The sequence below is a fragment of the Geomonas terrae genome, from assembly GCF_004791675.1.
In the GTDB taxonomy this organism is placed as follows: Bacteria; Desulfobacterota; Desulfuromonadia; order Geobacterales; family Geobacteraceae; genus Geomonas; species Geomonas edaphica.
Genome location: NZ_SRSC01000003.1, coordinates 829,902 through 852,216, shown reverse-complemented (window position 1 = coordinate 852,216; position 22,315 = coordinate 829,902). Strand labels below are relative to the sequence as shown.

The following is a 22,315-nucleotide window of genomic DNA, read 5'->3' as shown; positions in this document are numbered from 1 at the left end:
GACTCCTTTGGCAAGGGTTAGGTGTGTGTACAGGTCCTGCCTACGCTTCGTCGCTCCAGCCGTTTTTCCCGATCAGTCTCACGAATCTGCAGTCGTCCGCCTCTTCGCGGGTCACGCTGCCGTCTATTCCTTTTCTTACTACCAACAGTTTCTGATCAACGCGGTCACCGACCGGGATCACCAGGCGTCCGCCCGGTGCGAGCTGCTCGATGAGGCACTCCGGAAGAAACGGCGCGCCGGCAGTGACAAGGATGGCGTCGAAGGGCGCTTCCTCGGGCCACCCTTCGGTGCCGTCGCCGATCTTCAGGTTTACGTTCAAAAGCCTCAGGCTGTCGAGGGCCTTGCGGGCCTTCAGCGCCAGGGGCCTGATCCTTTCCACGGTGCAAACGCGATCGGCGAGGGTCGCCAGTACGGCGGCCTGGTAGCCGGACCCGGTGCCTAGTTCAAGCACCTTCTCGCGCCCGGTGAGCGCCAAAAGCTCGGTCATGCGCGCCACGATGTAGGGCTGCGATATTGTCTGTTTCTCTCCGATCGGGAGCGACCCGTCGCTGTAGGCCTGGGCCGACATCGCCTCTTCGACGAAAATGTGCCTCGGCAACTCGAGCATGACGTTGATCACTCGCTGGTCGGTTATGCCGCGTTTCACCAGCTCTGCGACCATCCTCTTGCGTGCTACAGCTGAATTCATTCCACCCCCGATCTTTAGCAGCGGGGAAATATAGCAAATGACGTGCTAAAAGTCCAGCATCACGGCAATTCCCACGCCTCCAGCTGTCCAATTGCGGCGTGGTTGGTGAAGTCGATCTGCAGCGGTGAGACGGAAATGTGCCCGCGAGAAACGGCGTGATAATCGGTGCCGGGGACGTCCTGGAAGCTCAGATCAACGGTGCCGATCCAGTAGTAGTTCCTGCCGCGCGGGTCGACCTTGTCCACGATGGTCCCTTCGTAGCTCCGTCTCCCCTGGCGGGTGACCAGCGCGGGGAGAAGGGCTTCGGCGGGGACATCGGGGACGTTGACGTTCAGGTAGGTGTCGCGCGGCAGGCCGCGTTCGGCGACGGACTGAGCGAGGCGGGCGGCGAAGGAGGCTGCCGCGTCGTAGTTGTCGCCCGCGCCGCGCGTAACGAGGGAGACCGCGATGGCGGGGATCCCCATGAGGGTGGCTTCCAGTGCGGCGGCCACGGTGCCGGAATAGGTGACATCGTCGCCTATGTTGGCGCCGCGGTTGATGCCGGAGATGACGAGGTCGGGCCTGAAGGAGAGAAGGTTGTGGATGCCCAGGTTGACGCAGTCGGTCGGCGTCCCCTCCACCGAGAAGATGTTGTCGGCGATGCGGGCGGCCCTTAAGGGATGGTGCAGCGTGAGCGCGTGCGAGACGGCGCTTTGTTCACGGTCCGGGGCGACGACGACCACCTCGGCTACCTCGCCCATCCTCCTGGCAAGTGCGGCGAGCCCGGGGGCGTGGACGCCGTCGTCGTTGGTAAGCAACACTTTCACGGTGGTTCCCTCTCTGGTCGTAATCCCCGGCGCGCTGCACACCCATCCTGCATCGGCCGTCCGGGAACAAACTTTAACCTCTTTTAATTTCGCAGAGCACTCAGGCTCCCTTCTTCCCCTTGAACTCGGCGCAGGCCCAGTCGATCTGGGAAAGAAGACCGCGCAGCGAAGCGACCTCGCGCTCGTCGAGTTCGGCTCGGGAGAAGATGCGCCGCATGGTGCGCATCATGTGGTCCGGGTTCTGCGGGTTCAGGTAACCGATCCTCAGGAAGGTCTTTTCCATGTGGCCGTACATCGGCTCGAGCGACGCGGAACCGGCAAGTTCACGGGCTTCCTTTACCGGGACCGGAGCTGCCACGCCTTTCAGGAACTCGTAGCAGAAGATGAGCACGGCCTGGGAGAGGTTCAGGGAACCGAACTCGTCCGCGGTCTCGATGGTGGACTGCCAGCGGCAAAGTGCCACCTCGTCGGTGGTGAGCCCGCTGTCCTCGCGTCCGAAGACGAGGGCCAGGCGGCTTGTCGGGGCGCAGGCGGCGAACTTCTCGACGATCTCGGGCGGGGTGCTGATCTCGCTGCGGTACTTGCCGTGGCGCCGCGTCGTGGCGACGGAGTACTCGCAGTCGGCGATGGCATCCTCGAGGGAGGTGAAAATGCGGGCGCCCTCCAGCAGATTACGCGCGGAGACGGCGAACTTGATCGCGTCCAGGTGGTCCACCTGGCAGGGGTTCACCAGGCGCAGATCGGCCAGACCCATGTTTTTCATGGCACGGCAGACCATGCCTATGTTGCCGGGACTCTGGGTCCCTACCAGGACGACGGAAACTCTTTGCTTCAAATCCATGCGGTACCTTTGTTCATTGTGCGGAATGGCGTCCGGTTTGGGCGCGGCGGGCATTAGACCATAAAAGGGAGGTGATTGACAATTGGCAATTGAGGATTGACAGCGGGGGGCTTTGGGCGGTTAGAGGCAAATCTCCCCTGTCCCCCTTCGCAAAAGGGGGGGACGCAATGGCAGCAGCGTTCTTCAACGCAACACTATCTCTTAAGCTAATGTCCCAGCAAGCTTCCCCCAAAGAGGTGAGTCTTGAGGTTTCCGTCCCTATGGGTCAGGTGCGTGGTGGGGGGTGGGCCTGGTGTGTCGGGGGCGGGACTTGATGCGGTTCAGGCGGGCTCGCGCGTGCCGCTTGCGCCAACGGTGCACAACGAAATGACTGGACCAGAAACAGGCGATGACACCGGCTAATACGAGCATCAGGTACGGCTCGTAACTCTCCAGATCTTCTATGAAGAGGGATGCAGTCTTACCGAAGAGATAGCCAGCAAGGGAGAAGATGACGGACCAGGTAAGAGCGGAGAGCAGGTTTAGAAACAGAAAGCGACGCGAGGGAAAGGTGGTCATGCCCAGGATGATCGGGAGGATGATTCGGAAACCGTAGGTGTAACGGGAGACGAACGCAACGAAGGTGCCGTAACGCTCGATGAGCCGCAGGGCTTTACGGAACTTACGGGCGATGGTGGTGAAAAGCCGGAGGAGTTGCGCCCCTTTCCGGCGCCCTATCTGGAAGTAGAACTGATCGCCCAGAAAGGAGCCGACCAGGGCGGAGAGGATGACCAGGTATATGTCGAGGTATCCCTGGAAGGCGAGAAAGCCGGCGAAGATGAGGACGGCTTCTCCTTCAAGGAAGGTGCCTAGAAAGAGCACCCAGTAACCGTGAACCTGCAGGTATTCCTTGAACAGTTCCTGCACGGCAGCTCCAGTTATGACAGTGGGGATTCGACTGATTCAGTGACTGGCATCTTGGAGAGTATACCGCAAATCGCTCTCTGTCCCCCCTTGGATGTTGGGGGGAGTGCGGGACGGCAAATCCCCACTGAACGCTCGGGCTAGTGCGTGCTTCGTGGGAATGGTTTAGGACGGGCTGGCGTTTCGGGTGAGGAATAATTTCTGGGCGGGAGGATGTTGGACTAAGACAGAGCTGCAAATCCCCCCTGTCCCCCCTTCGCGGAACGCTACGGGGGGCAGGCTCCCCCTTCGCAAGGGGGGGAACGCGGGGGCTTCTGCGGCGCTTCGTGGCAAACATACTCGACCGCTTGGAATTGCTGAAAGAAGGGCTACTTGCGGTAGACGGGGTTTTGACCTCTGACTTCGACTACGGGGGCGTCTTCTAGTTCTTCGAGATTGCCGGTGTCGTCTTCATAGTCATTCTCGCCGACGGCCCAGGCGTAGAATTTTTCGGAATCGAGAAGCACCGGCTTGGCCGGAATGCCGTAGACGCGATTCTGCATCGCCTCGTCATAGAGACCTACGCAGCCGTGAGAGGCGGGCTTGCCGGGCAGATCGCGGGCGTGGATCCAGTAGGCGGCGTTGTCGGGACCGATGTGGAAACGCATCGCGTTGTCCATCGGATATTGACCGGTTTCGTCCTCGGTCTTGTACAGGGAGGAGGTGTGGGTGCGGTGCCGTGCATCGATGCGGAAGATGCCAACGGGGGTTTCATGCCCGGGCGCGCCGGTGGCGGCAGGGGCGGAGAAGCGAAGCTTGCCGTTCTCGTAGGCGCCCATCCACTGCTCGGTCATGTCGATGAGGATGTATTTCCCGTAGCGTTTCGCCTCGGGGTACTCGGCGGGCATCGGGGTGTAACTGCGCGCGGCGGCCATATCAACGGGAACCTTGATTGTCATCCCGGGATAGACGTGACGCCGGTCGATGCGGTTGAAGCGCGCCACGACGGGCCAGTCCTCGCCGAAGAGGGACTCCAGGGTCTCGCTGGGCTGTATGAAATGCCCGCGCCAGGCGACCTTGGCGAGGCTCGGGTACTCCACGCGGGTCAGGTCTTCCTTGGCTGGATCTTGGGGGTTCGCTCCGGGTAAGGAGATAGCGGAGGGGTTATATACAACGATGGAAAAAAGGACTGCCAGTACGACGAACGCCAGAAGCTTACGTAACATTCTTGCCTACTCCCAACCGGAAAACGACTAATGGGGCCTTAGGCCCCATTTCTGTGTTAATTAACACTTTTGCCGTGGCCGGTCAAGTAAAAGCGCTTCCCGCCATGACTTTCTGAACCGCGCTGTAGGGATCGGTACTCCTGTCGCGCAGCCCGGTGAGGATCTCCTGGTAGGTGCCGTCCGCACTGATGGCGCTCATGACACTGTCGAAGAGCTCGTCCCTCAGTGTATCGGCGAACACCTTGGCGTTTCGTTCCTCGATCAGGCGCTGCAGGGCACCAGACTCTTTCAGGTAGGTGCGGTGCGCGTCGAACTCCTCGACAAGTTCCTCGATGCCGACGCCCCTGCTACCCTCGGTTTTCATGACGCGGGGAAACCAGCCGTCGTCGTCCGGGTGTTTCATCTCGAGCATGGTAGTGAGTTCGCGCGCGGTGCGCTCGGCGCCGTCGCGGTCGGCCTTGTTCACGACGAAGACGTCGCCGATCTCGAGGATGCCCGCCTTGATCGCCTGGATGTCGTCGCCAAGGCCTGGGACCATGACGACGACCGTGGTGTGCGCGGTGCTTACGATATCGACCTCGTCCTGTCCGACGCCGACGGTCTCGATGACGATGACGTCCATCCCCATGGCGTCCATGACGTTTGCCACGTCCATGGTGGAGCGGGAGAGGCCGCCCAGGGCGCCGCGCGTGGCGAGGCTGCGGATGAAGACGCCTGCGTCGTCGGCGTGGCGGTTCATGCGGATGCGGTCACCGAGTATGGCGCCCCCCGAAAAGGGGCTGGTCGGGTCGATGGCGACGACGCCGACCAGGAGGTCGCGTTTCCGGTAGGCCGCGACGATCTGGTCGACGAGGGTCGACTTCCCCGCTCCCGGAGGACCGGTGATGCCGATGATGTAGGCGTTGCCGGTATGGGGGTAGAGGGTTTTCAGCTCCTCGACGGCGCTTTTGAAGCGGTCGTCGATGTCGCGCATCAGACGCGCGGCGGCACGGATGTCGCCGTCGAGCACACGTTCGGCTAAGGACATAAGGACTCCAAAAAACGTTCAACGTTCAGCGTTCAACGTTCGATTTGCTTGGTCGGTTGGGGCCGACGCTTTCCTGGCGGATAGATACAGCGCGCTATACGTTCAGCGTCCAGCGTTCAGCATTCAATTTCTGGCCACGCTTTCCTGGCTTCAAACTAAGATAGAGAGTTCACAGTCGACATTCAATGTTAATCCGGCCTCAAAACCTCACCCAAACGAGTGCACCAAGTGATACGCCGCGGGCTGCCTGTTTGGCAACTGCGCGGCGCATGGTTGGTCTCGGTTTGTAACGTAGAACGTAGAACGCAGAACGTTGAACGTCAGTTGGGTTTAAGCGTGGGGCGTTATGTTTTCGCGCACCCAGCCTACGATGGTCTCGGTGGAGGTGCCGGGGGTGAAGACTTCGGCGATGCCGGCTTTCTTCAGCCCGGGGATGTCGTCCTCGGGAATGACGCCGCCTGCCATGAGCACGATGTCGGCAGCTCCCTTCTCAACGAGGATCTCTTTCACCGCGGGAAGCAGGGTGTTGTGTGCGCCGGAAAGAATGGAAAGAGCGACGCAGTCAACGTCTTCCTGGATGGCGGCGGATACGATCTGCTCCGGGGTCTGGTGCAGACCGGTGTAGATCACCTCGAAACCGGCATCACGGAAGGCACGGGCGATGATCTTCGCCCCCCTGTCGTGCCCGTCCAGACCGGGCTTTCCTACCAACACGCGAACTCTTCTTTCTGCCATGGCAAACCTCCGCTATCAGTATATTGAATGGTAAGTTATTTCTCGATGCCGACGCGCGCGTTGACGCCCGCCTTGTAGTAGTGCTTGATCTCGCACATCTCGGTGACCAGATCGGCCGCCTCGATGACGCGCTCATGTGCATTACGGCCGGTAAGAACGAGCTCGACCTTTTCCGGTTTCTTCGCCATGAGATCAAGCAGCGCTTCCACCGGTAAGAGTCCCATGGAGACGGCGCCGTTCACCTCGTCGAGGATGACGAGATCGTACTCCCCTCCCTGCAACTTCTCCGCGGCCAGGGCGAGCGCCTCTGCAGCGAGATCCTTGTCGGCCTGGTGCGGGTTGTCCTTGTTCACCCAGCCGGGACGCCCGGTCTGGATGATGGTGAGAAAAGGCGCGAGTTTCTCGGCGGCCATCTGCTCACCGTAGGGCCCGCCCCCCTTCATGAACTGGATCATGCAGACCTTCAGCTCGCGACCGACGGCACGCAGGGCAAGTCCCAGCGAAGCGGTGGTTTTCCCCTTGCCGTTGCCGGTATACACCTGAATAAGACCGCGTTCCAGTTTCAAAACGACACCTCTTGATAGTTGTGCGGGGCCCCTATTGGCAGGGGAAGAAACTGTTTGCGCTGACGCTAACGGAAGCCCCTCGAGACGCCGCACTATAGCAACAGCCAAAGGACCGTGTCAAGGCGAAATAGGTAAAATCTAGAACGATGTTAGCGCGTAAAGAGCCGACGATGCCGGTTCGCGTAGACCCGTCCCGTCAGGTCTGCCCTACCCCACCCCGCACATGCCTCCATCCGCCCATCGTGCATTTCGCGACCTGTTTGCAGATGGGAGACCTATGACGCGCAGACAGAGGAAGCCATGCAGAAGGAGAAAGCCAATCAGGAAATTTTCGTATCTGACGAGGACGAATAAGTATCAGCGCCAGCGTCAATACTTGTCCTTTATCGGCCGTGAGTGCGGCTTGACCGGCGATAAACTGTCTTGACATAGATTGGGCCATCTGATACATACACAGAGCACATCGGGCGATTAGCTCAGCGGGAGAGCACTGCCTTCACACGGCAGGGGTCACTGGTTCGAACCCAGTATCGCCCACCATGAAAAAAGCAAAGGCCAAGTCGAATGACTTGGCCTTTTTCTTTTGTCCTTGCAACTTGATCAGCGGTCGGTGATGTCGCGGTCGATGCCTCGGAAACCGCAGAAATTCCCGTCATCGTCGAAGATGGGAACGCCGCTGCTCTCTAGAAGCACTTCCTTGCCGTCCTTGCGTAGATTCACGTTCTTCAGGTTATGGAAAGGCTCACGCCTTGATACGATGTCGCCAAAGACCATGAGCAGCCGCTCTGCCTCGTGGGGCGACATGAGGTCGAAGGGGGTCTTCCCGAGTACCTCTTCGGGACCGTAGCCCAAAAGGTCGTACACCTTGGGGCTCACGTAGCTGTACACCCCCTTCTCGTTCACCTCCCATACCCAGTCGGAGGTCACCTCGACGAGCGATTTGAAGCGCCGCTCGCTCTCCCTAAGCGCTTCCTCGGCCTGCTTCTGCTTCGTGATGTCCAAAAGCACCATGCGGCACTCCTGATGCGCGGCGGAGGCCTCCATCGCCAATAGCACCGGAGTCCCGTTTAACAGCCTCACCTCGCACTCGAGCTTTCCCTTGCGATGCCGCACACGCTCCAGGCACTCCAGAAGCGAGGAGCGGTCTCCCTTGGCCACGAGATCGAGAAAATCCATCCCCTGCAGGACGATCCGGTCCCGCTTCAGAAGCGAGCAGCAGGTGAGGTTGGTCTTCACGATGCGCCGGTCGAAGTCGGTGGAGAGATAGCCGACGGGGGCGTTGTCGTAGAGTTCCGCGTACTGGGCCATGGCGCGGTCCAGTTGGGTGTAGGCGTCCAGCAGTTGCTGGTTCTGCCGCTCCAGCTCATTATTTTGGGCGTTGGAATCTGCCATGCGGCCCCCGGAACTATCAGAACTTGAGCCTGAGACCTACGGTCGCATTGTGTGTGGTGAGTTCCATTTTCGTATCGAAGAAGTTTGCCTCGGTGGTACCGAAGTAACGGTAGGCAAGGTCAAGGGAAAGCTGACGGTTCAGCGGAATCTCAAGACCGCCCCCCACCTGGTAGGCGAAGACGACGTCGTCGTCGGATAGATAGGAAAGCTCGGCCCCGTTACTGTCAAAGCCGTGGGTGTCGTTCAGGTGCAGGGCAGCGAACCCCACCCCGCCGCCGATGTAGGGGGTTATCGGGGTCTGGTTGTGCAGGTCGAAAAACACGTTGGCCATGAAGGCGGTCGTGTCTATGCTCCCATCAACAATGTTGTACCTGCCGCCTAGGTTGTCGGTTACCGTGTCGAACTGGATGTCCTTGTAGGATATTTCCCCCTCGAAACGCACCCCGCCGAAATCGTACCCCATGACACCACCCACGTTGACGCCGGGCTGGAACGAGATCCTGTCGTTGAACACGGAACCGCCACTGTAACTGGTCGCATCGGTTTTATCGGGGATGGTTACGCCCACGAAGCCGCCGATGTAGGGTCCCTGGCGGAAAGGAGCCGCCGATGCCATGGCCGGAAGTGCGAGTGAAGCAGCAACGAGGATTGCTAAAGTTGTCTTTTTCATGGATTTCCTCCTTCTGTTTGCAGGTCTCTTCTCAATCAACAGCAATAACAACAGACACGCGGTGAAGTATACAGCGTCCTGCTGCACTTTGTACAGTTTTCGTTATCTACAATGGAATACAGCGAGCCTCTCCGATGCAATAGCGGGAGCCTCTTTATCAGCCACGGCAGGCGTTGACAGCTTCCAGTGATTTTTCTATGGCTACGAAAAGATCCTTGTAGTCCACCGGCTTCGCTATGTAATGATCGAGGTGGAACCCGGTTCCGACACTGTGTTCGACGGTTGCCCTGCCGGTGTCGGCAGTGATGAAGATCAACTGCACATCCGGTTTCATGGCCCGGAGGGCCTGGACCATCGCTATCCCATCCATCTCAGGCATGTTCACGTCGGTGATCACGATGTCGAAGCTCTCCTGTGTGAAGAGATCGACCCCTTTTCTGCCGTTGTTCGCCGTGCGGATCTCCATGTCGACGTACTTGCGCTGCAGCACCACGCCCAGTATCTCCAGGGTGTCCCTGTCATCTTCAACGACCATCATTCTAAGCTTCATATCAAACCTCGATCCTGAACTCGGCGCCGCCCGCGACGTTACGCGCGGTGAGCACCCCTCCCATGTTTTTTTCAATGATGGTCTTGGACATGAAGAGCCCTACCCCGGTTCCGGCCTGCGGCCCCTTCGTGGTGAAATACGGGTCGAAGATCTTGTCGATAATCCCCTCCGGGATCCCCCCCGCGTTGTCGGTGACCACCACTACCGACCTCTCCTTCTCCTCCCCGATGGCGATGATCACCCGCGGTGACTCGACGGCACGCTCGACGATGGCGTCGCGTGCGTTCAGCAGTATATTCAGCAGCACCTGGGAAAACTCGTTCGGATACCCCTCGATACAGGGGTCGCCTTCCTGCTTCAACTCCACGGCGATGTTGAGGGACTGCAACCCTCCGTCCACGAGGGAGAGGGTCTTGCCGACCTCATCGGCGATCCTGAAGCGAACCTTCTCCTTATCCGGGCGGAAGAAACTCCTAAAATCGTCGATGGTCTGCGACATGTGCTTCACGATCTGCATGGTCTTGCGCGCATGCTCTTCCAGGTATTCCCGGTTCACCTGACCAAGCTCGTAAAAAAGGGGCGGTTGCTGGACCATGAGGCCAAGGGCGTTCAGCGGCTGGCGCCATTGATGGGCGATGTTGCCGATCATCTCCCCCAGGGCCGCCTGCCGGCTTTGCTGGGTGAGAAGCTGTTCCTGCCTGCGCAACTCCTCGAGGGCGCGGATCTTTTCGGCGGTCTCGCTACGCAGCTCGTCCATGGCGAGGGAGAGCTGCCGCTCGGCAAGATCGCGCTCCGTCTCGCGTCGCTGCAACAGATGCGACGCCTGCACGAGCGCCTCGGCCACCTCGGTGGTCTCCTTGACCGACTCGCTGCGTATGCTCGTCACCACCCTCCCCTGCCCTATGGCCAGCGCGGGCTCCACGAGGCTCAGCACGTCGCTGGCGATGCGATGCCCGATAAAGGTGGCCAAAAGTATGCCGAGCATGGAAATGGCGGCCACCCCGACGACGGTCCACGCCACCCAGAGGTAGATCTGGTGCAGTACCAATTCCCTGGGCACCCCGAAGGCGACGGTCCAGCCGGAGAAGGAAGACTTGGCAAAGGCGGTGAAGGCCTCTTCCTTCGCAGGGAAGGTCTGCATGATACTCCCCTCGCCCGCCGCCGCGGCGGCACGGCGCAGCTCTGCGCCGGCCCGCTTCCCGACAACATCGCCAAGATTCCCTGTGCGTGCGGTGATGACGCCGTTACGGTCCAACACTGCGCCGTACCACTCCTTGAAGACGTTCTTGCTTTGCAAAATCGTGGAGAGTTTTTCGGACGAGAAGGTCATTGAGAGATCAAAGGCGACGCTGCCGTCGATGATGACGGGAACGTCTATGGCGATGAGCGGTCGCTTGGTGACGGCCCCGGTGAAAAGGTCGCTCACCTGCGGCTGTCCGGTCCCGAAGATGCGCCGCACCATGGCGAGGTTGCTGCGTTTGGGAAGCGTGCTCCCGAAGGGGCGATAGGTGTTGATGAGCTGCTGCCCGTCCCGGTCGGCGATGACGATGTCCACACCCGGGTAGTTCCGTAGGACCTCTTTGCACTGCTGATAAACCGCGGGGAGGTCCCTGTTCCTGAACGATGGGGATGTGGCGAGAGCGGCGAGCGACGCCTGGACGTTGGCAAGTTCGCGGTCCACCACGAGGGACATGGCGCGCGCGTTCACCAGCATGTCGCGGTTCACCTGGTCCAGTTTGGTCACGTAGGCGTGGCGCACCATCACGGCGGCCAAAAGCCACACGGGCAGCACGCACGCAGCGACCAGAAAGCAGAGTTGTAGGCGGATTGTGGACTTCTTGTTTTCCGGCATTGAGGTCCTTTACTGGGCCGTTACTGTCTCAGCGGCGCTTTCCCTGCCGGGTGCAGCGTCACTCGAGCATTTCGGTAAGTATAGCGTCGAGGCTCTTTCCCAGGTAAAGGCTTTCCAGCAGTTTCTGCAGCGTCGTTTGAATCCCTTTGTACTGGCAGTTTGCTACCAGTTGGTTCTCAAGAATCTGCAACTGATCTCTGGTCATCCTTCCTCCTTTTCTCATTATCGGAGCCGCCGACACCAATTCTGCCAAAGGCGCGTTTTCTGTCAATGCACGTTGAAGGAAAAAAGCTGAAGGATTACAAGATGAAGTGGCGTTAAGCTGATGGTTCCCAGCGCCGGAACCAGGCAAGGAGCGCTTCGGCTGATTGAGCGCCTGAGATCTGGTCCACGGTCTTTGTGCCGCGCAACAGATGGGTCACCGGGATCCCCCTTACCCCGAAGCGTGCCGACAGGGTCGGGCTGTCATCGCAGTTCACCTGTACTACAGCGGCCTTTCCGGCCAGAAGTTCTGCAGCTTTTCGCACCGCCGGTGCGAATGAGACGCAGTGGGGTCACCAAGGGGCCCAGAATTCGACCAGTACCGGGCCGGAGTAGGAGGACACGAAGGTGTTGAAACTGGAGTCGTCCAGTTGCAATGGATGGGAGTAAAGCGGAGGAAGTTCGCCGCGGCAGCTGCCGCACTTGCCGGTGATGCCTTCCTTGTCGGCGGGGACGCGGTTTAAGGCGCCGCATGAGGGACACCTGACTTCGAAATTTTGCATGGTACACCTCCTGTTGGTATTCTACCATCCCGCGGTCTCGGTGCAGATTGATATGATTCAGGAGGATTCTCTCGTTTCAAATTTGCGAAGTTTCTGCTATGTTAGGTCGTTTGCTTCGCCCCTCTACAAAGGGAAACTATAACGGAGGTCTTGTTCCGCATGAAGTTCCGCATCCTGTTCCTTCTCCTTGCCGCCCTCTTCGCCGCTACCGGCGCACAGGCGGCGCCCGCCGCAAAGGCCGCCCCGGCCGCCGTCACCCAGGGAGTCCACGTCCCGATCCTTCTTTACCACCGCTTCGGCCCCACCGTGGCCGACGGCATGACGATAAAGACCTCGGTATTCGAGGAACACCTGAAGTACCTGAAGGAGAACGGCTATACCGTCATCCCGCTCAGGAAACTGGTGGACTACTACCTGAAAAAGGGACCGGCGCCGGCACCCAAATCCGTGGTCATCGTCGAGGACGACGCCCACAAGTCGGTCTACAGCGACATGCTGCCGCTGGCGAAGAAGTACAACGTCCCGGTCACCGTGTTCGTCTACCCCTCGGCCATCTCGAACGCCAAGTACGCGATGACCTGGGAACAACTGAAGACGCTGCAGAAAAACGGCTTCGACATCCAGTCCCACACCTTCTGGCATCCGAACTTCAAGAAGGACAGGAAGAAGATGGCTCCGGCCGAGTTCGAGAAGTCGGTCCAGATCCAGCTGAAGAAATCGAAGGCGCGCCTCGAGGAGAAGCTCGGCACCAAGGTAGACCTTTTGGCCTGGCCCTTCGGCATCTACGACGACTACCTCCTGAAGCGTGCCGCCGAGGCCGGCTACGTCGCCACCTTCACCATCGAAGCGCATCACGCCGGTCCGAACGACCAGGTGATGAAGCTGCCGCGTTACCTCCTCATCAACGCGGACCAGGGCAAGTCCTTCGCCCGTATCGTCGAAGGGACCGCACCGAAGCGCAACATCGTCTACTGACAAAAAGGGGAGCGGTGGTAACGCCGCTCCCCGCATATGTTCGGTGATCCGTATGAGTAAAGAAGAAGGGTGCGGGAAAGACTGCAAGAAGCACCCGTGCGAGGACTGCAATTTCTGTCAGTGGTGCTCAGATGACAGGTGCAGGATGTGCAGAGGGAAGCAAAGCGGCAAGAAGAAGCTTTCCATCGCCGAGCAGATCGCCCTTTATGAATCACTGAACCGGAAGAAGCCCGCCTGAAACATCCCCGATTCACGAAAAGCGCCGTTTAAAATCCTCAAGTAGTCATTCCCCCGTCCGAAGAGAAAGTTGAATCAGATGTCGGTCCCCTGCCGCACCTGCACCCTGGTCACCCTAACGTGCGGCGTGACACCGGTCAGCTCGCGATACAGCGAGGCCAGGTAGCGCACGGTCACCACCTTGTGGAGGTACGACTGCGTCCAGCCGTAGAGGAGCTTTCTGAGCCTCGACGGAGTGCGACTGCCGAGCAGCAGCGGGCAGTAATCGGAGAGCCGCACCGTGACACGGACACCATCCCCTGCCGGTGCGGTCACCAGCGAGAACATGCCGTTGTCGCACTCACCCGGTTGAACCAGGAACCCGCCGCAGATGTAGAGGTGCACGGCACGCGCCCCCTCGATGGTCTCGAAGCTGGGAGGTGCGAAAGAAAGCAGGGAGAGACCGGGACCGGTGACGCGGAAGCGCACCCCGTCGGCGTCGGCGACCGGGGTGATCATGCCGAAGGTGGCGCGGCGCACGACCTTGAAATAATGCTCGAGCAGGAACGGGGGAGCGGCGCGCAGCGAGACCGAAGCAGGAAGGTCGATCCACTGGACCGAGAAGACGGAGCTGTCCGGAAGCAGTATCTGCTGGTGAAAGATCTCCAAGTGCTTTGTTGGAGGGTGTGGCATGAAGGCTCCGGTACCGCGGCAATGACAGTCGGCAAAAGATACCACAGAGTACCGTGATTTGGCACGCATCAAAAGGCAGGCGCAACCCGAAGGGAGACGTTCATGGAAATAGTGGCATGGTCGGATAGCCTCAGCCTCGGCATATCGAAGGTGGATGAGCAGCACAAAAGGCTGATCCAGATGATGGAAGAACTGGACGAGGCGATCAGGAAGAATCAGGGGGCGGACGCGGTGGAGGACGTGCTGACGAACCTGTTCAACTACGCCCAGGCGCACTTCGCAGTCGAGGAGGAGCTGTTCCGCAAGCACAAGTACCCGGAGATGGCGCTGCACGAGCTGGAGCACCAGCGCTTCATCGCGAAGGCGTTCGCCTTCAAGGAGCGCCTTGGGAGCAACAAGCCGGGGCTCGCTCTGGAACTGCTGAATTTCCTCTCCAGCTGGGTCTTGAACCACATCGAGCTCACCGACAAGCGCTACGCGAAGTACCTGCGCGACTGTGGCGTGAGCTAGCGGCCCCTACCCTTTCACCGCTTTCACCGCTACGACGTATTTCAGATAACATCCTTCAGCAAAGGTCACCGGGTACGGAAAATCCTCCGGCTGCCCGGTGACCGCAATCACCTGCAACTCCGCCCCACCCTGCAGTGCCCCCCTGCGCAGTTCCTTCAGGTAATCCGCAAGATCGACCTTCTGGTGGTTCGACGAGGTAATGAGGAGCCCACCAGGCTTTATGAGCCTCACCGCCGACGCGACGAGGTCGGAAGTCCCGCCCCGCGTGGTGAAGCGGTTCTTGGAGGTGGTCGAGAAGGAGGGGGGATCCATGAGGATCACGTCGTAGACCTTCTTCTGGCGCACGAGGTCGTCGAGCGTCGTCAAGCAGTCCCCCACCAGGAACTCGTGACGTTTCGGGTTCAGCCGGTTCAGGTTGAAGTTCTCCCTCGCCTGCGCCATGTATCCGGGAGAGGCGTCCACGCTGGTGACGAGGCTCGCCCCGGCCGCGGCCGCCGCCACGGAAAAGGCGCCGGTGTAGCTGAAGAGGTTTAAAAAGCGCTTTCCCTTCACGCGCGCCACGAGTTCGCGGCGGTTCTTGCGCATGTCGAGGAAGAGCCCGGTGTTGAGGCCGCGCTCGAGGCTCACCTGGAAGACGAGTCCGTTCTCGCGCACGTGGTGCGGTTCCGGCGCCGGGGTCCCGGCGAGGAGATGGCCGTACTTCTTGCTGTCGCTGGCGGCCTCGAGCTCCCGCGTGTTCTGGGGGCGGACCTTCTCGTAGATCCCGGCCGGTGCGAGGAGATCTTCGAGCGCCTGGGTGATAAGTTTGAGGTACCTGCGCCAGCCGGAGCAGTAGATCTGCACCATGAGGTAATCGCCGTAGCGGTCGACGGTGAGGCCGGGAAGGCCGTCCCCTTCGCCGTTCACCAAGCGGTAGGCATCGGAATCTTCCAGGTCGGCGTGCTGCTTTCTGAGCTGCACCGCACGCTCCAGGCGCTTTAGCACCCATGCGCGGTCCAGGCGCATCCGCTCACGCGACAGCACCCGCGCTACGATGCGGTCTGCCGGGTCAAGGAGAGCGGTGGCGAGAAAGGCGCCGGAGGCATCGACCAGTTCCACGAGGTCCCCGGCCTCGCCGGCGGGCCATTTCTTGGTATAGGCATCGGCGATGATCCAGGGGTGCCCAAGCTCTATCATCCGCACTGACTCGCTTCCAACGACACACTTCTTTGACACGTTTGCTCCTTTGGGATGGGGGCTGCCCTTGATTCCCTTACTGCTTGCCTGCTTAAACTAGTCTTTTCCGTATCTTCGGGAAGGTGGAACTATCAACGCAAAAGGCAAATCCCCCCTGTCCCCCCTTCGCAAAGGGGGGGACGCTGAGGCGAGGGCAGCGCTTCGCGGGGCAGTAAAAAGCCATTTCCGCGGAATTCGCGGCCTTGCCGGGAGCATCCTGAATTGAAGCTGCTTCACCGTCCTATGAACCAAAAGAAGGGGCGGCGCTCCTGTGAGGAACCCCGCCCCTTTTAGACGACCTGTGAAAGCCCTACCCTAGTGGGTTACCTGACCTGCCTGCTCTGCGACCATGGCGCCACGTGCCTGCTCCATCGCTTCGAATTCCTTGAGCTTCTCGCCTAGCCAGAAGTGCAGCTCGCGGGCAGTCTGGTGGTTCACGACGACACCGTTGATGACCTGACGCACGAGGCTCCTGCCCAGATCGGACGGCTCAACCTCGGTCTCCTGACCGATCTGGCCGGTCGCGGTGATCTCGTGGCTGATGGCGTTCGGAAGCGGCTGACGCTCGAGGTAGAAGTTGATGACGAGCTCACCGCGCGGGGAGATCCCGCCGTGGGCGCCGTTCACGTAGACGGGGTTGTAGTCGTAGGTGAAGATGTATTTAAAGGTCATTTCGTTCTGTTTGGACATGCGGCTGCTCTCCTTTGGCTGATGGCATTGAATAACGGCATGCGTCTTATAACACGGAGCGCCCCCGGAAGGCAAACAAGAATGTAAAGGGCGCTAATGTCCGCCGATTCAGACGTGGTGGCGGTGCTCGGTCTTCGAGAGGTAGTAGTCGTAATCCCCCTCGTAGAGGCGCATCTCGCCGTGGTCGACCTCTATGACCCGGTCCACCAGCTCGCGCAGGAAGTGACGGTCGTGGCTTACCAGGATGACGGTCCCCTGGAATCCCGAAAGGGCGTCTAACAGGATTTCGCGCGACCGGATGTCCAGGTGGTTCGTAGGTTCGTCGAGGACGAGGAAGTTCACCGGGCGCGCCAAGAGCGTGGCCAACACGACGCGGCTCTTCTCGCCGCCGGAGAGGTTCTCGATGCGCTTGTCGACGTCGTCCCCTTGGAAGAGGAAGGAACCCAAAAGGTTACGTATGACGCCGATGGTGGCGAGAGGAATGACGTCCTGCACCGTCTCGAAGATGGTCTTCTTCGGGTCGAGGATCTCCATGGCGTGCTGGCTGAAGTAGCCGAGCTCCACGTTGGCGCCGAGCGCCACGCTGCCGGTGGTCGCCTCGGTCTGCCCGGCGATGGTCTTCAAGAAGGTCGACTTGCCCGCGCCGTTCACACCGACCACGGCGATCTTGCTCAGGCGCTTGATGACGCCGGTCACTCCGGAGAAAATGGAGTGCTCACTCCCGTCCGGGTTGGGCCAGCTCTTGCCGAGGTTCTCCATGATGACGACGTCGTCGCCGCTGCGCGGCGGTTCGTTGAAGACGAACTTGACCACCTTGTCCTCGGGGGGGATCTCGATGCGGTCGATCTTCTCGATCTTCTTCACCCGTGACTGCACCTGTGCGGCGTGGGAGGCCCGGGCGGCGAAGCGGGCGATGAAGTCCTCTTCCTTGGCGAGCATCTCCTGCTGACGCTTGTAGCTGGCTAAAAGCTGCTCGCGCCGGATATCGCGCTCGCGTTCGTAGAAATCGTAGTTGCCACCGTAGGTGGTCACGGTCTTGTTGGCCACCTCGACTATGCGGCTCACCACGCGGTTCATGAAGTCACGGTCGTGGCTCGTCATGAGGAGTGCGCCCTTGAACTCGCTGGCGAGCCACTCCTCGAGCCAGATGATCGATTCGACGTCCAGGTGGTTGGTCGGCTCGTCCAGAAGAAGCACGTCCGGCTGCAGGGTGAGGATGCCGGCAAGAGCCACGCGCATGCGCCAGCCGCCGCTGAAGGATTCAACGGGGTTGTGGAAACGGTCCGGACCGATGCCGAGGCCGGTGAGGACTTCCTGGGCGCGGGAGTCGAGATCGTAGCCGCCGCGATGCTCGAACTCCTCCATCGCGACACCGTAGCGTTCGAGAAGGCTCGCCATGTCGTCGTCGGACATGGGCTGCCCCATCTGCTCCTCCATCTGCTTAAGCTCACCCGCAAGGCGCACCGTCTCCGCCGAGACCGCCATCACCTCCTGAAGGGCGGAGCGTCCCGCCATATCGCCGATGTTCTGGGAGAAGTAACCGATGCTGGTCTTCTTGCCTACGGTGATTTCACCGGCATCCACCTCTTCCTCACCGGTGATGATACGGAAAAGCGACGTCTTGCCGGCGCCGTTGGGACCGACAAGCCCGGTCCTCGTGCCGGAAAGTATCTGGAAGCTCGCGTCGCGGAAAAGTACCTGCGAGCCGTGCTGTTTCGTGATGTTGGAAAGGTGGATCATGCTTTCTCCCTGGACCGATTTTGAACTTTCCAGCGTTAGCATGAACGCGCGGCAGTGACAACTTAATTTTTGTCAAGGTGCAGGGGAGAGTGGTTGATATCCCGCTTAGACGACGCGTGGTGTGCGCCATTTAGCGTACAGATGGGACAGCTAGTGTGCAAATGCCGGACAGTGAACAGGGAGCTGCGCAGCGGCGAGCACGGCAGCCAAGAGCTACATGGCAGATAAGTGTCGGTAATAGCAAGAGAAGTGGCGTTAATGAGAGATAATGTCGCAAGCGGGATTTTGGGCCTTCTTTGTGCTTCAGCGAGATGAAGCCTTGATTGTCACAGGGAGGGGAATATGAACATCTATAGCGCGCTGATGATGTCCGTAACCATGATCATGACCGCGGTCATGCTGCCTCGCATCTACTTTTCCTGGATCACGGCGCAGCATTGCGACGAGGCTGAGATCGATCAACTGGAGCAGCTGCTCGCGGAGCAGAACCGCTGGGTCTGGCGCCACTTCGGTTGCGCGACCCTCGCCGTCGCCATGATCTGGATGGCGCACAACTCGCCGAACGACCTGGGCATCCCGGCTTCGATGGAGATGACGCTCGCGTGCTACGCCACGGTTTCGCTCTTCTTCGCCGTGCTGGAATCGCTCATCGCCCAGAAGGTGGCCGCGTACCTTGCCCTTGCCCTGGCGCCGGTCGCGGTGAGGGAAGAAAAGGACTAGTCCTTCCTGATGAAGCGCTCCACCCCTCGCCTGAGCAGGTTGGCGAGGTAAATGGAGACGAACATGATGAGGGCGACGTTGACGAACCTGGTCCAGATGGGATCGGCGACGACGGTCGCCCTCGCAGCGCTGTGGTAGAGATAGAAGCCGCTTGCAACCGCCCCAACGATGGCGCCCGCCGCCACGAAGGGGCGTCTTAGTTTCGAGACCGTTTTTTCCTTTTGTTGCACGTTCATTCCCCTTCCCGGCCTCAGTGGTATTGGCGCTCGCCGAAGAGCGCCGAGCCGACCCGCACCAGGGTAGCCCCCTCCTCGATCGCCGCCTCGAAGTCCCCGGACATCCCCATGCTGAGCTCACGCATCTCGACGCCCTCTATTCGCGCGCCTGCCACCTCTTCGGAGAGTTCACGCAGCTTCCTGAAGAAGGGGCGCGCAAGTTCCGGTTCGTCGAAGAAGGGGGGCATGGTCATGAGACCCACGATTTTCACGTGCGGCAGTTGCGCCACCTCGCGCACCAGGTCGATGAGCTCCTCGCTGCTGGTGCCGCCCTTGGTTTCCTCGCGCGAGATGTTCACCTGGATGAGGATCTCGCACACTCGGCCCAAGGCGCCCCACTGGCGGTCGATCTCTTTGGCGAGGCTTGCGCGGTCCACGGAATGGATCAGCTCGACCTTCCCGGCGATCTGCCGCACCTTGTTGCTCTGGAGGTTGCCGATGAAGTGCCAGCAGATCCCTTCCGGCAGCTCATCGACTTTGCCGACCAGTTCCTGCACGTAGTTCTCGCCGAAGATGCGCTGGCCGCAGGAGTATGCCTCGGCGATGGCCGCGGCAGGCTTGGTCTTGGAGACGGCGACGAGCCGGACCTCCTTCGGATCGCGTCCGGCCCTGAGTGCGGCCTGCGCCATACGCCCTTCGATCGCTTTCAGGTTTTCGGTTATCTCGCCCATGGCACCCTCCTTACTGCGGCAACGCGCCCATTACCCTCAACTGTTCCACCACCTCGCAAAGCGGCAGCCCGACCACGTTGGTGTAGGAGCCGTCGATCTTTTGCACCATGTGGGCGGCGCCCCCCTGGATGGCGTAGGCGCCAGCCTTGTCGAAGGGGCAGCCGGTGGCGATGTAGGCCTCGATCTCCTCGTCGCGCAGTTGCTTGAAGTACACCTTGGTACGCACGGCCTCGATGACGGCGCCGTCGCGTTCACGGTCGTAGATGGCGAAGCCGGTGACCACCTCGTGCGGCACGCCGGAGAGTTTCTTCAGCATGCGGAAGGCGTCGTCGTGGTCTTTCGGTTTGCCCATGATCTCGCCGTCGCAAAGGACGATGGTGTCGGCGCCGAGAAAGAAGCGGCCGTCGGTCTTTTCCGATGCCGCGCGGGCCTTTCCTTCGGCCAGGCGCAGCACGTGGTCCACCGGTTCCTCGCCCGGAAACGGGTCCTCGCAGATGTCGGCCGGGAGGACGCGGAATGCGATTCCTGCGGATTCGAGGAGTTCGCTGCGCCTCGGGGAGGCGGAGGCGAGCACTATGGTTTGGTTCATATCGGTACTCCTTGCAATTTACATCGAGAAACTGTCAACCCCAGGTTCGGAAGCTGCTACCGACCCGGCACGCTTCCTTATTGGAGAAGGTGGCCTTTAAGCTCCCCCCTTTGCGAAGGGGGGACGGGGGGGATTTGCTTTTTGTTGTGTTGCTTCCATCGCGGAGGAACCATGGTTTTTCGGAATCTATTGTGCAGCGGGGCGGTCACCGAGTCAGAATGGGCTTCGTTGTCTGACGAAGGCAAATCCCCCCTGTCCCCCCTTCGCAAAGGGGGGAACCTCAGGTCACATGTTGCGCTGCGTGGGCTGCGTGGCTACTCGTCTGCTGGGCGAATAATCATTCGCCTTTACGCCGGCGGCAGAGGCGGTAGACCAGAACGACCAGGAGGACGGCGGCGGCGCCTAAGGCGGTTCTCTTGTGGCTGCCGGTGGCTAGACCGTAGACGAGGGAGGCGACACCCATCACGAAGACCAGGGCCTCGAGCGACAAGAGCCTGCCAACCACGCTTATTTCCTGACTCTCCTTGTTTCCAGTCATGGCGCCCTCCCCATCCCTAGCGGCGGCTTTGGGCTATTACGACAGCTAAGCCGCCACCTCGGGAAGCCATTTCTCCAGCGCCTCGAGACCGCGCTGGGCCAGAAGACCGCGCTTTTCCTTCTTCTTTATGCGCCCGACCAGGGGCGGGAAAAGCCCGTAGTTCACGTTCATAGGCTGAAAGTGCTCGGCTTCGGTGTTGGTGATGTGTCGTGCCAGGGCGCCTATGGCTGTTTCGGCGGGAGGGACGATGAGCGTCTCTCCCGAGGCAAGGCGCGCGGCGTTGACGCCGGCCACGAAACCGCTCGAGGCGGACTCGACGTACCCTTCCACGCCGGTTATCTGCCCGGCGAAGAGGATCCTGGAATCCTCCTTCAACTGGCAGGTGGGGAGCAAAAGCTTAGGCGCGTTGATGAAGGTGTTGCGGTGCATGGAGCCAAGACGCAGGAACTGCGCGTTCTCGAGCCCCGGGATCATGCGAAAGATCCGCTTCTGCGCGGGCCAGGTTAGCTTGGTCTGGAAGCCGACCAGGTTGTACATGGTAGCCTCCATGTTCTCCTGGCGCAGCTGGATCACGGCGTAGGGCTCGACGCCGACGCGCGGGTCGACGAGCCCCACCGGCTTCATGGGCCCAAAGCGCAGCGTCTCGACGCCGCGGCTCGCCATCTCCTCGATCGGCATGCACCCTTCGAAGTGCACCACCTTCTCGAAGCTCTTCGGCTCCACCTTCTCGGCGGCGAGGATTTCCTGGACGAAGTTTTTGTACTGCTCCTCGTCCATGGGGCAGTTCAGGTAATCGTCGCCGTCCCCCTTGCCGTAGCGCGAGGCGCGGAAGGCCTTGTTGTAGTCGATGGAATCGGCGGCGACGATGGGGGCGATGGCGTCGTAGAAGTAGAGGTAGTTACCGGTGAGGCGGCCGATCTCGTCGGCGAGCGCGCCGCTGGTAAGCGGTCCCGAGGCGACGATGACGATCCCCTCTTCCGGGATGCGGGTGATCTCCTCGTGCACCACCTCGATGTTCGGGTGGGACTCGATCTTTCTGGTCACGTACTCGGAGAAAAGCGTGCGGTCGACGGCGAGGGCGCCGCCGGCTGGGACCTTGGTCGCTTCGGCGCCTTCCATGAAGAGTGTGTGCAGCCTGCGCATCTCCTCCTTCAAAAGGCCAACGGCGTTCTCGAGGGCGTCGCCGCGGAGCGAGTTGGAGCAGACCAGTTCGGAGAGGCCGGGGAGGTGGTGCGCCTCGGAATACTTGTGCGGTTTCATCTCGTAGAGGCGGACCTTCACGCCGCGATTCGCCGCCTGCCACGCTGCCTCACAACCGGCGAGACCGCCGCCTATTACCGTTACATGCTGCATTCAATTCTCCTAAAACCTTAAAAGCTTCAACGCAAAGACGCAAAGCCGCCAAGGCGCAAAGAAACCTTCTGGATGGAAACTGCAAAACCAAAGTCCAAAGGCTTGGAAAGGTCTTTCGGGTTTAACCCGTT

26 protein-coding genes and 1 tRNA gene are annotated in these 22,315 nt (G+C 60.4%); 4 read left to right on the top strand and 23 right to left on the bottom strand.

Annotated elements, in window-relative coordinates:
• Positions 1-40: 40 nt before the first annotated feature.
• The 8 genes from E4633_RS15595 to cobO form a co-directional block, all read right to left on the bottom strand.
• Positions 41-688: a protein-L-isoaspartate(D-aspartate) O-methyltransferase gene (locus E4633_RS15595; RefSeq protein WP_135871566.1), complete on the bottom strand. Its 648-nt coding sequence runs from the start codon at positions 686-688 to the stop codon at positions 41-43.
• Positions 689-747: 59 nt separating this feature from the next.
• Positions 748-1,494, bottom strand: a complete 747-nt coding sequence (surE, locus tag E4633_RS15590) for a 5'/3'-nucleotidase SurE (protein ID WP_135871565.1) — start codon at positions 1,492-1,494, stop codon at positions 748-750.
• A gap of 100 nt (positions 1,495-1,594) precedes the next feature.
• Positions 1,595-2,335, bottom strand: a complete 741-nt coding sequence (locus tag E4633_RS15585; protein WP_135871563.1) for an RNA methyltransferase — start codon at positions 2,333-2,335, stop codon at positions 1,595-1,597.
• A gap of 258 nt (positions 2,336-2,593) precedes the next feature.
• Positions 2,594-3,241 (bottom strand): DedA family protein, encoded by a 648-nt coding sequence (locus E4633_RS15580; RefSeq protein WP_135871561.1) that lies wholly within the window; start codon positions 3,239-3,241, stop codon positions 2,594-2,596.
• 365 nt (positions 3,242-3,606) lie between these two features.
• Positions 3,607-4,443, bottom strand: coding sequence for a L,D-transpeptidase (locus tag E4633_RS15575; RefSeq protein WP_135871559.1), 837 nt, complete (start codon positions 4,441-4,443; stop codon positions 3,607-3,609).
• 82 nt (positions 4,444-4,525) lie between these two features.
• Positions 4,526-5,470, bottom strand: a complete 945-nt coding sequence (gene meaB, locus E4633_RS15570; RefSeq protein ID WP_135871557.1) for a methylmalonyl Co-A mutase-associated GTPase MeaB — start codon at positions 5,468-5,470, stop codon at positions 4,526-4,528.
• Between the two features lie 330 nt (positions 5,471-5,800).
• Positions 5,801-6,205 (bottom strand): cobalamin B12-binding domain-containing protein, encoded by a 405-nt coding sequence (locus E4633_RS15565; RefSeq protein WP_135871555.1) that lies wholly within the window; start codon positions 6,203-6,205, stop codon positions 5,801-5,803.
• Positions 6,206-6,240: 35 nt separating this feature from the next.
• Positions 6,241-6,771: a cob(I)yrinic acid a,c-diamide adenosyltransferase gene (gene cobO, locus E4633_RS15560; RefSeq protein WP_135871553.1), complete on the bottom strand. Its 531-nt coding sequence runs from the start codon at positions 6,769-6,771 to the stop codon at positions 6,241-6,243.
• Positions 6,772-7,236: 465 nt separating this feature from the next.
• Here cobO and E4633_RS15555 point away from each other — a divergent pair.
• Positions 7,237-7,311 (top strand) — tRNA-Val (locus E4633_RS15555).
• Between the two features lie 60 nt (positions 7,312-7,371).
• Here the strand turns inward: E4633_RS15555 and E4633_RS15550 are convergent.
• The 6 genes from E4633_RS15550 to E4633_RS15530 form a co-directional block, all read right to left on the bottom strand.
• Positions 7,372-8,163 (bottom strand): PAS domain-containing protein, encoded by a 792-nt coding sequence (locus tag E4633_RS15550; protein WP_135871551.1) that lies wholly within the window; start codon positions 8,161-8,163, stop codon positions 7,372-7,374.
• 16 nt (positions 8,164-8,179) lie between these two features.
• Positions 8,180-8,833 (bottom strand): outer membrane protein, encoded by a 654-nt coding sequence (locus E4633_RS15545; protein ID WP_135871550.1) that lies wholly within the window; start codon positions 8,831-8,833, stop codon positions 8,180-8,182.
• A gap of 157 nt (positions 8,834-8,990) precedes the next feature.
• A complete protein-coding gene (locus E4633_RS15540) occupies positions 8,991-9,383 on the bottom strand; it encodes a response regulator (protein ID WP_135871548.1) in 393 nt (130 codons plus the stop codon).
• Between the two features lies 1 nt (position 9,384).
• On the bottom strand, positions 9,385-11,235 hold the full coding sequence (locus E4633_RS15535; protein ID WP_135871546.1) for a sensor histidine kinase: 1,851 nt from the start codon (positions 11,233-11,235) through the stop codon (positions 9,385-9,387).
• Between the two features lie 58 nt (positions 11,236-11,293).
• Entirely contained in the window at positions 11,294-11,440 is a 147-nt protein-coding gene (locus E4633_RS20635; RefSeq protein WP_198419456.1) for a hypothetical protein, read from the bottom strand.
• A gap of 112 nt (positions 11,441-11,552) precedes the next feature.
• A complete protein-coding gene (locus tag E4633_RS15530; protein ID WP_135871545.1) occupies positions 11,553-11,999 on the bottom strand; it encodes a thioredoxin family protein in 447 nt (148 codons plus the stop codon).
• A gap of 159 nt (positions 12,000-12,158) precedes the next feature.
• Here E4633_RS15530 and E4633_RS15525 point away from each other — a divergent pair, with 159 nt between their 5' ends.
• Positions 12,159-12,974, top strand: coding sequence for a polysaccharide deacetylase family protein (locus E4633_RS15525; protein ID WP_135871543.1), 816 nt, complete (start codon positions 12,159-12,161; stop codon positions 12,972-12,974).
• Positions 12,975-13,286: 312 nt separating this feature from the next.
• Here E4633_RS15525 and E4633_RS15515 read toward each other — a convergent pair whose 3' ends face one another.
• Positions 13,287-13,883, bottom strand: a complete 597-nt coding sequence (locus E4633_RS15515) for a hypothetical protein (protein ID WP_135871540.1) — start codon at positions 13,881-13,883, stop codon at positions 13,287-13,289.
• 102 nt (positions 13,884-13,985) lie between these two features.
• Here E4633_RS15515 and E4633_RS15510 point away from each other — a divergent pair, with 102 nt between their 5' ends.
• Positions 13,986-14,393 carry a bacteriohemerythrin gene (locus tag E4633_RS15510; protein ID WP_135871538.1) on the top strand — a complete coding sequence of 136 codons (408 nt, stop codon included), beginning with the start codon at positions 13,986-13,988 and terminating at the stop codon, positions 14,391-14,393.
• A gap of 6 nt (positions 14,394-14,399) precedes the next feature.
• Here E4633_RS15510 and E4633_RS15505 read toward each other — a convergent pair whose 3' ends face one another.
• The 3 genes from E4633_RS15505 to E4633_RS15495 form a co-directional block, all read right to left on the bottom strand.
• Positions 14,400-15,608, bottom strand: coding sequence for a class I SAM-dependent rRNA methyltransferase (locus E4633_RS15505; RefSeq protein WP_135871536.1), 1,209 nt, complete (start codon positions 15,606-15,608; stop codon positions 14,400-14,402).
• A 315-nt stretch (positions 15,609-15,923) separates the two neighbouring features.
• The gene (locus E4633_RS15500; protein WP_135871534.1) at positions 15,924-16,298 is read right to left on the bottom strand and encodes a hypothetical protein; all 375 of its coding nucleotides are present in this window, start codon (positions 16,296-16,298) and stop codon (positions 15,924-15,926) included.
• A gap of 108 nt (positions 16,299-16,406) precedes the next feature.
• Positions 16,407-18,038 (bottom strand): ABC-F family ATP-binding cassette domain-containing protein, encoded by a 1,632-nt coding sequence (locus E4633_RS15495; RefSeq protein WP_135871532.1) that lies wholly within the window; start codon positions 18,036-18,038, stop codon positions 16,407-16,409.
• Positions 18,039-18,380: 342 nt separating this feature from the next.
• On the opposite strand from E4633_RS15495, the gene E4633_RS15490 reads away from it, so the two are divergent.
• Positions 18,381-18,758 (top strand): hypothetical protein, encoded by a 378-nt coding sequence (locus E4633_RS15490; protein ID WP_135871530.1) that lies wholly within the window; start codon positions 18,381-18,383, stop codon positions 18,756-18,758.
• Here the strand turns inward: E4633_RS15490 and E4633_RS15485 are convergent.
• From E4633_RS15485 to trmFO, 5 genes are all read right to left on the bottom strand, one after another.
• Entirely contained in the window at positions 18,755-18,994 is a 240-nt protein-coding gene (locus tag E4633_RS15485; RefSeq protein ID WP_135871528.1) for a hypothetical protein, read from the bottom strand. The genes E4633_RS15490 and E4633_RS15485 overlap by 4 nt on opposite strands.
• A gap of 14 nt (positions 18,995-19,008) precedes the next feature.
• On the bottom strand, positions 19,009-19,704 hold the full coding sequence (locus tag E4633_RS15480; protein ID WP_135871526.1) for a YggS family pyridoxal phosphate-dependent enzyme: 696 nt from the start codon (positions 19,702-19,704) through the stop codon (positions 19,009-19,011).
• A 10-nt stretch (positions 19,705-19,714) separates the two neighbouring features.
• A complete protein-coding gene (locus tag E4633_RS15475) occupies positions 19,715-20,293 on the bottom strand; it encodes a Maf family nucleotide pyrophosphatase (RefSeq protein ID WP_135871524.1) in 579 nt (192 codons plus the stop codon).
• Between the two features lie 337 nt (positions 20,294-20,630).
• Entirely contained in the window at positions 20,631-20,831 is a 201-nt protein-coding gene (locus tag E4633_RS15470; RefSeq protein WP_135871522.1) for a hypothetical protein, read from the bottom strand.
• Positions 20,832-20,876: 45 nt separating this feature from the next.
• Complete coding sequence (gene trmFO / locus E4633_RS15465) at positions 20,877-22,184, bottom strand: methylenetetrahydrofolate--tRNA-(uracil(54)-C(5))-methyltransferase (FADH(2)-oxidizing) TrmFO (protein ID WP_135871520.1); 1,308 nt, start codon at positions 22,182-22,184, stop codon at positions 20,877-20,879.
• Between the last annotated feature and the right edge of the window lie 131 nt (positions 22,185-22,315).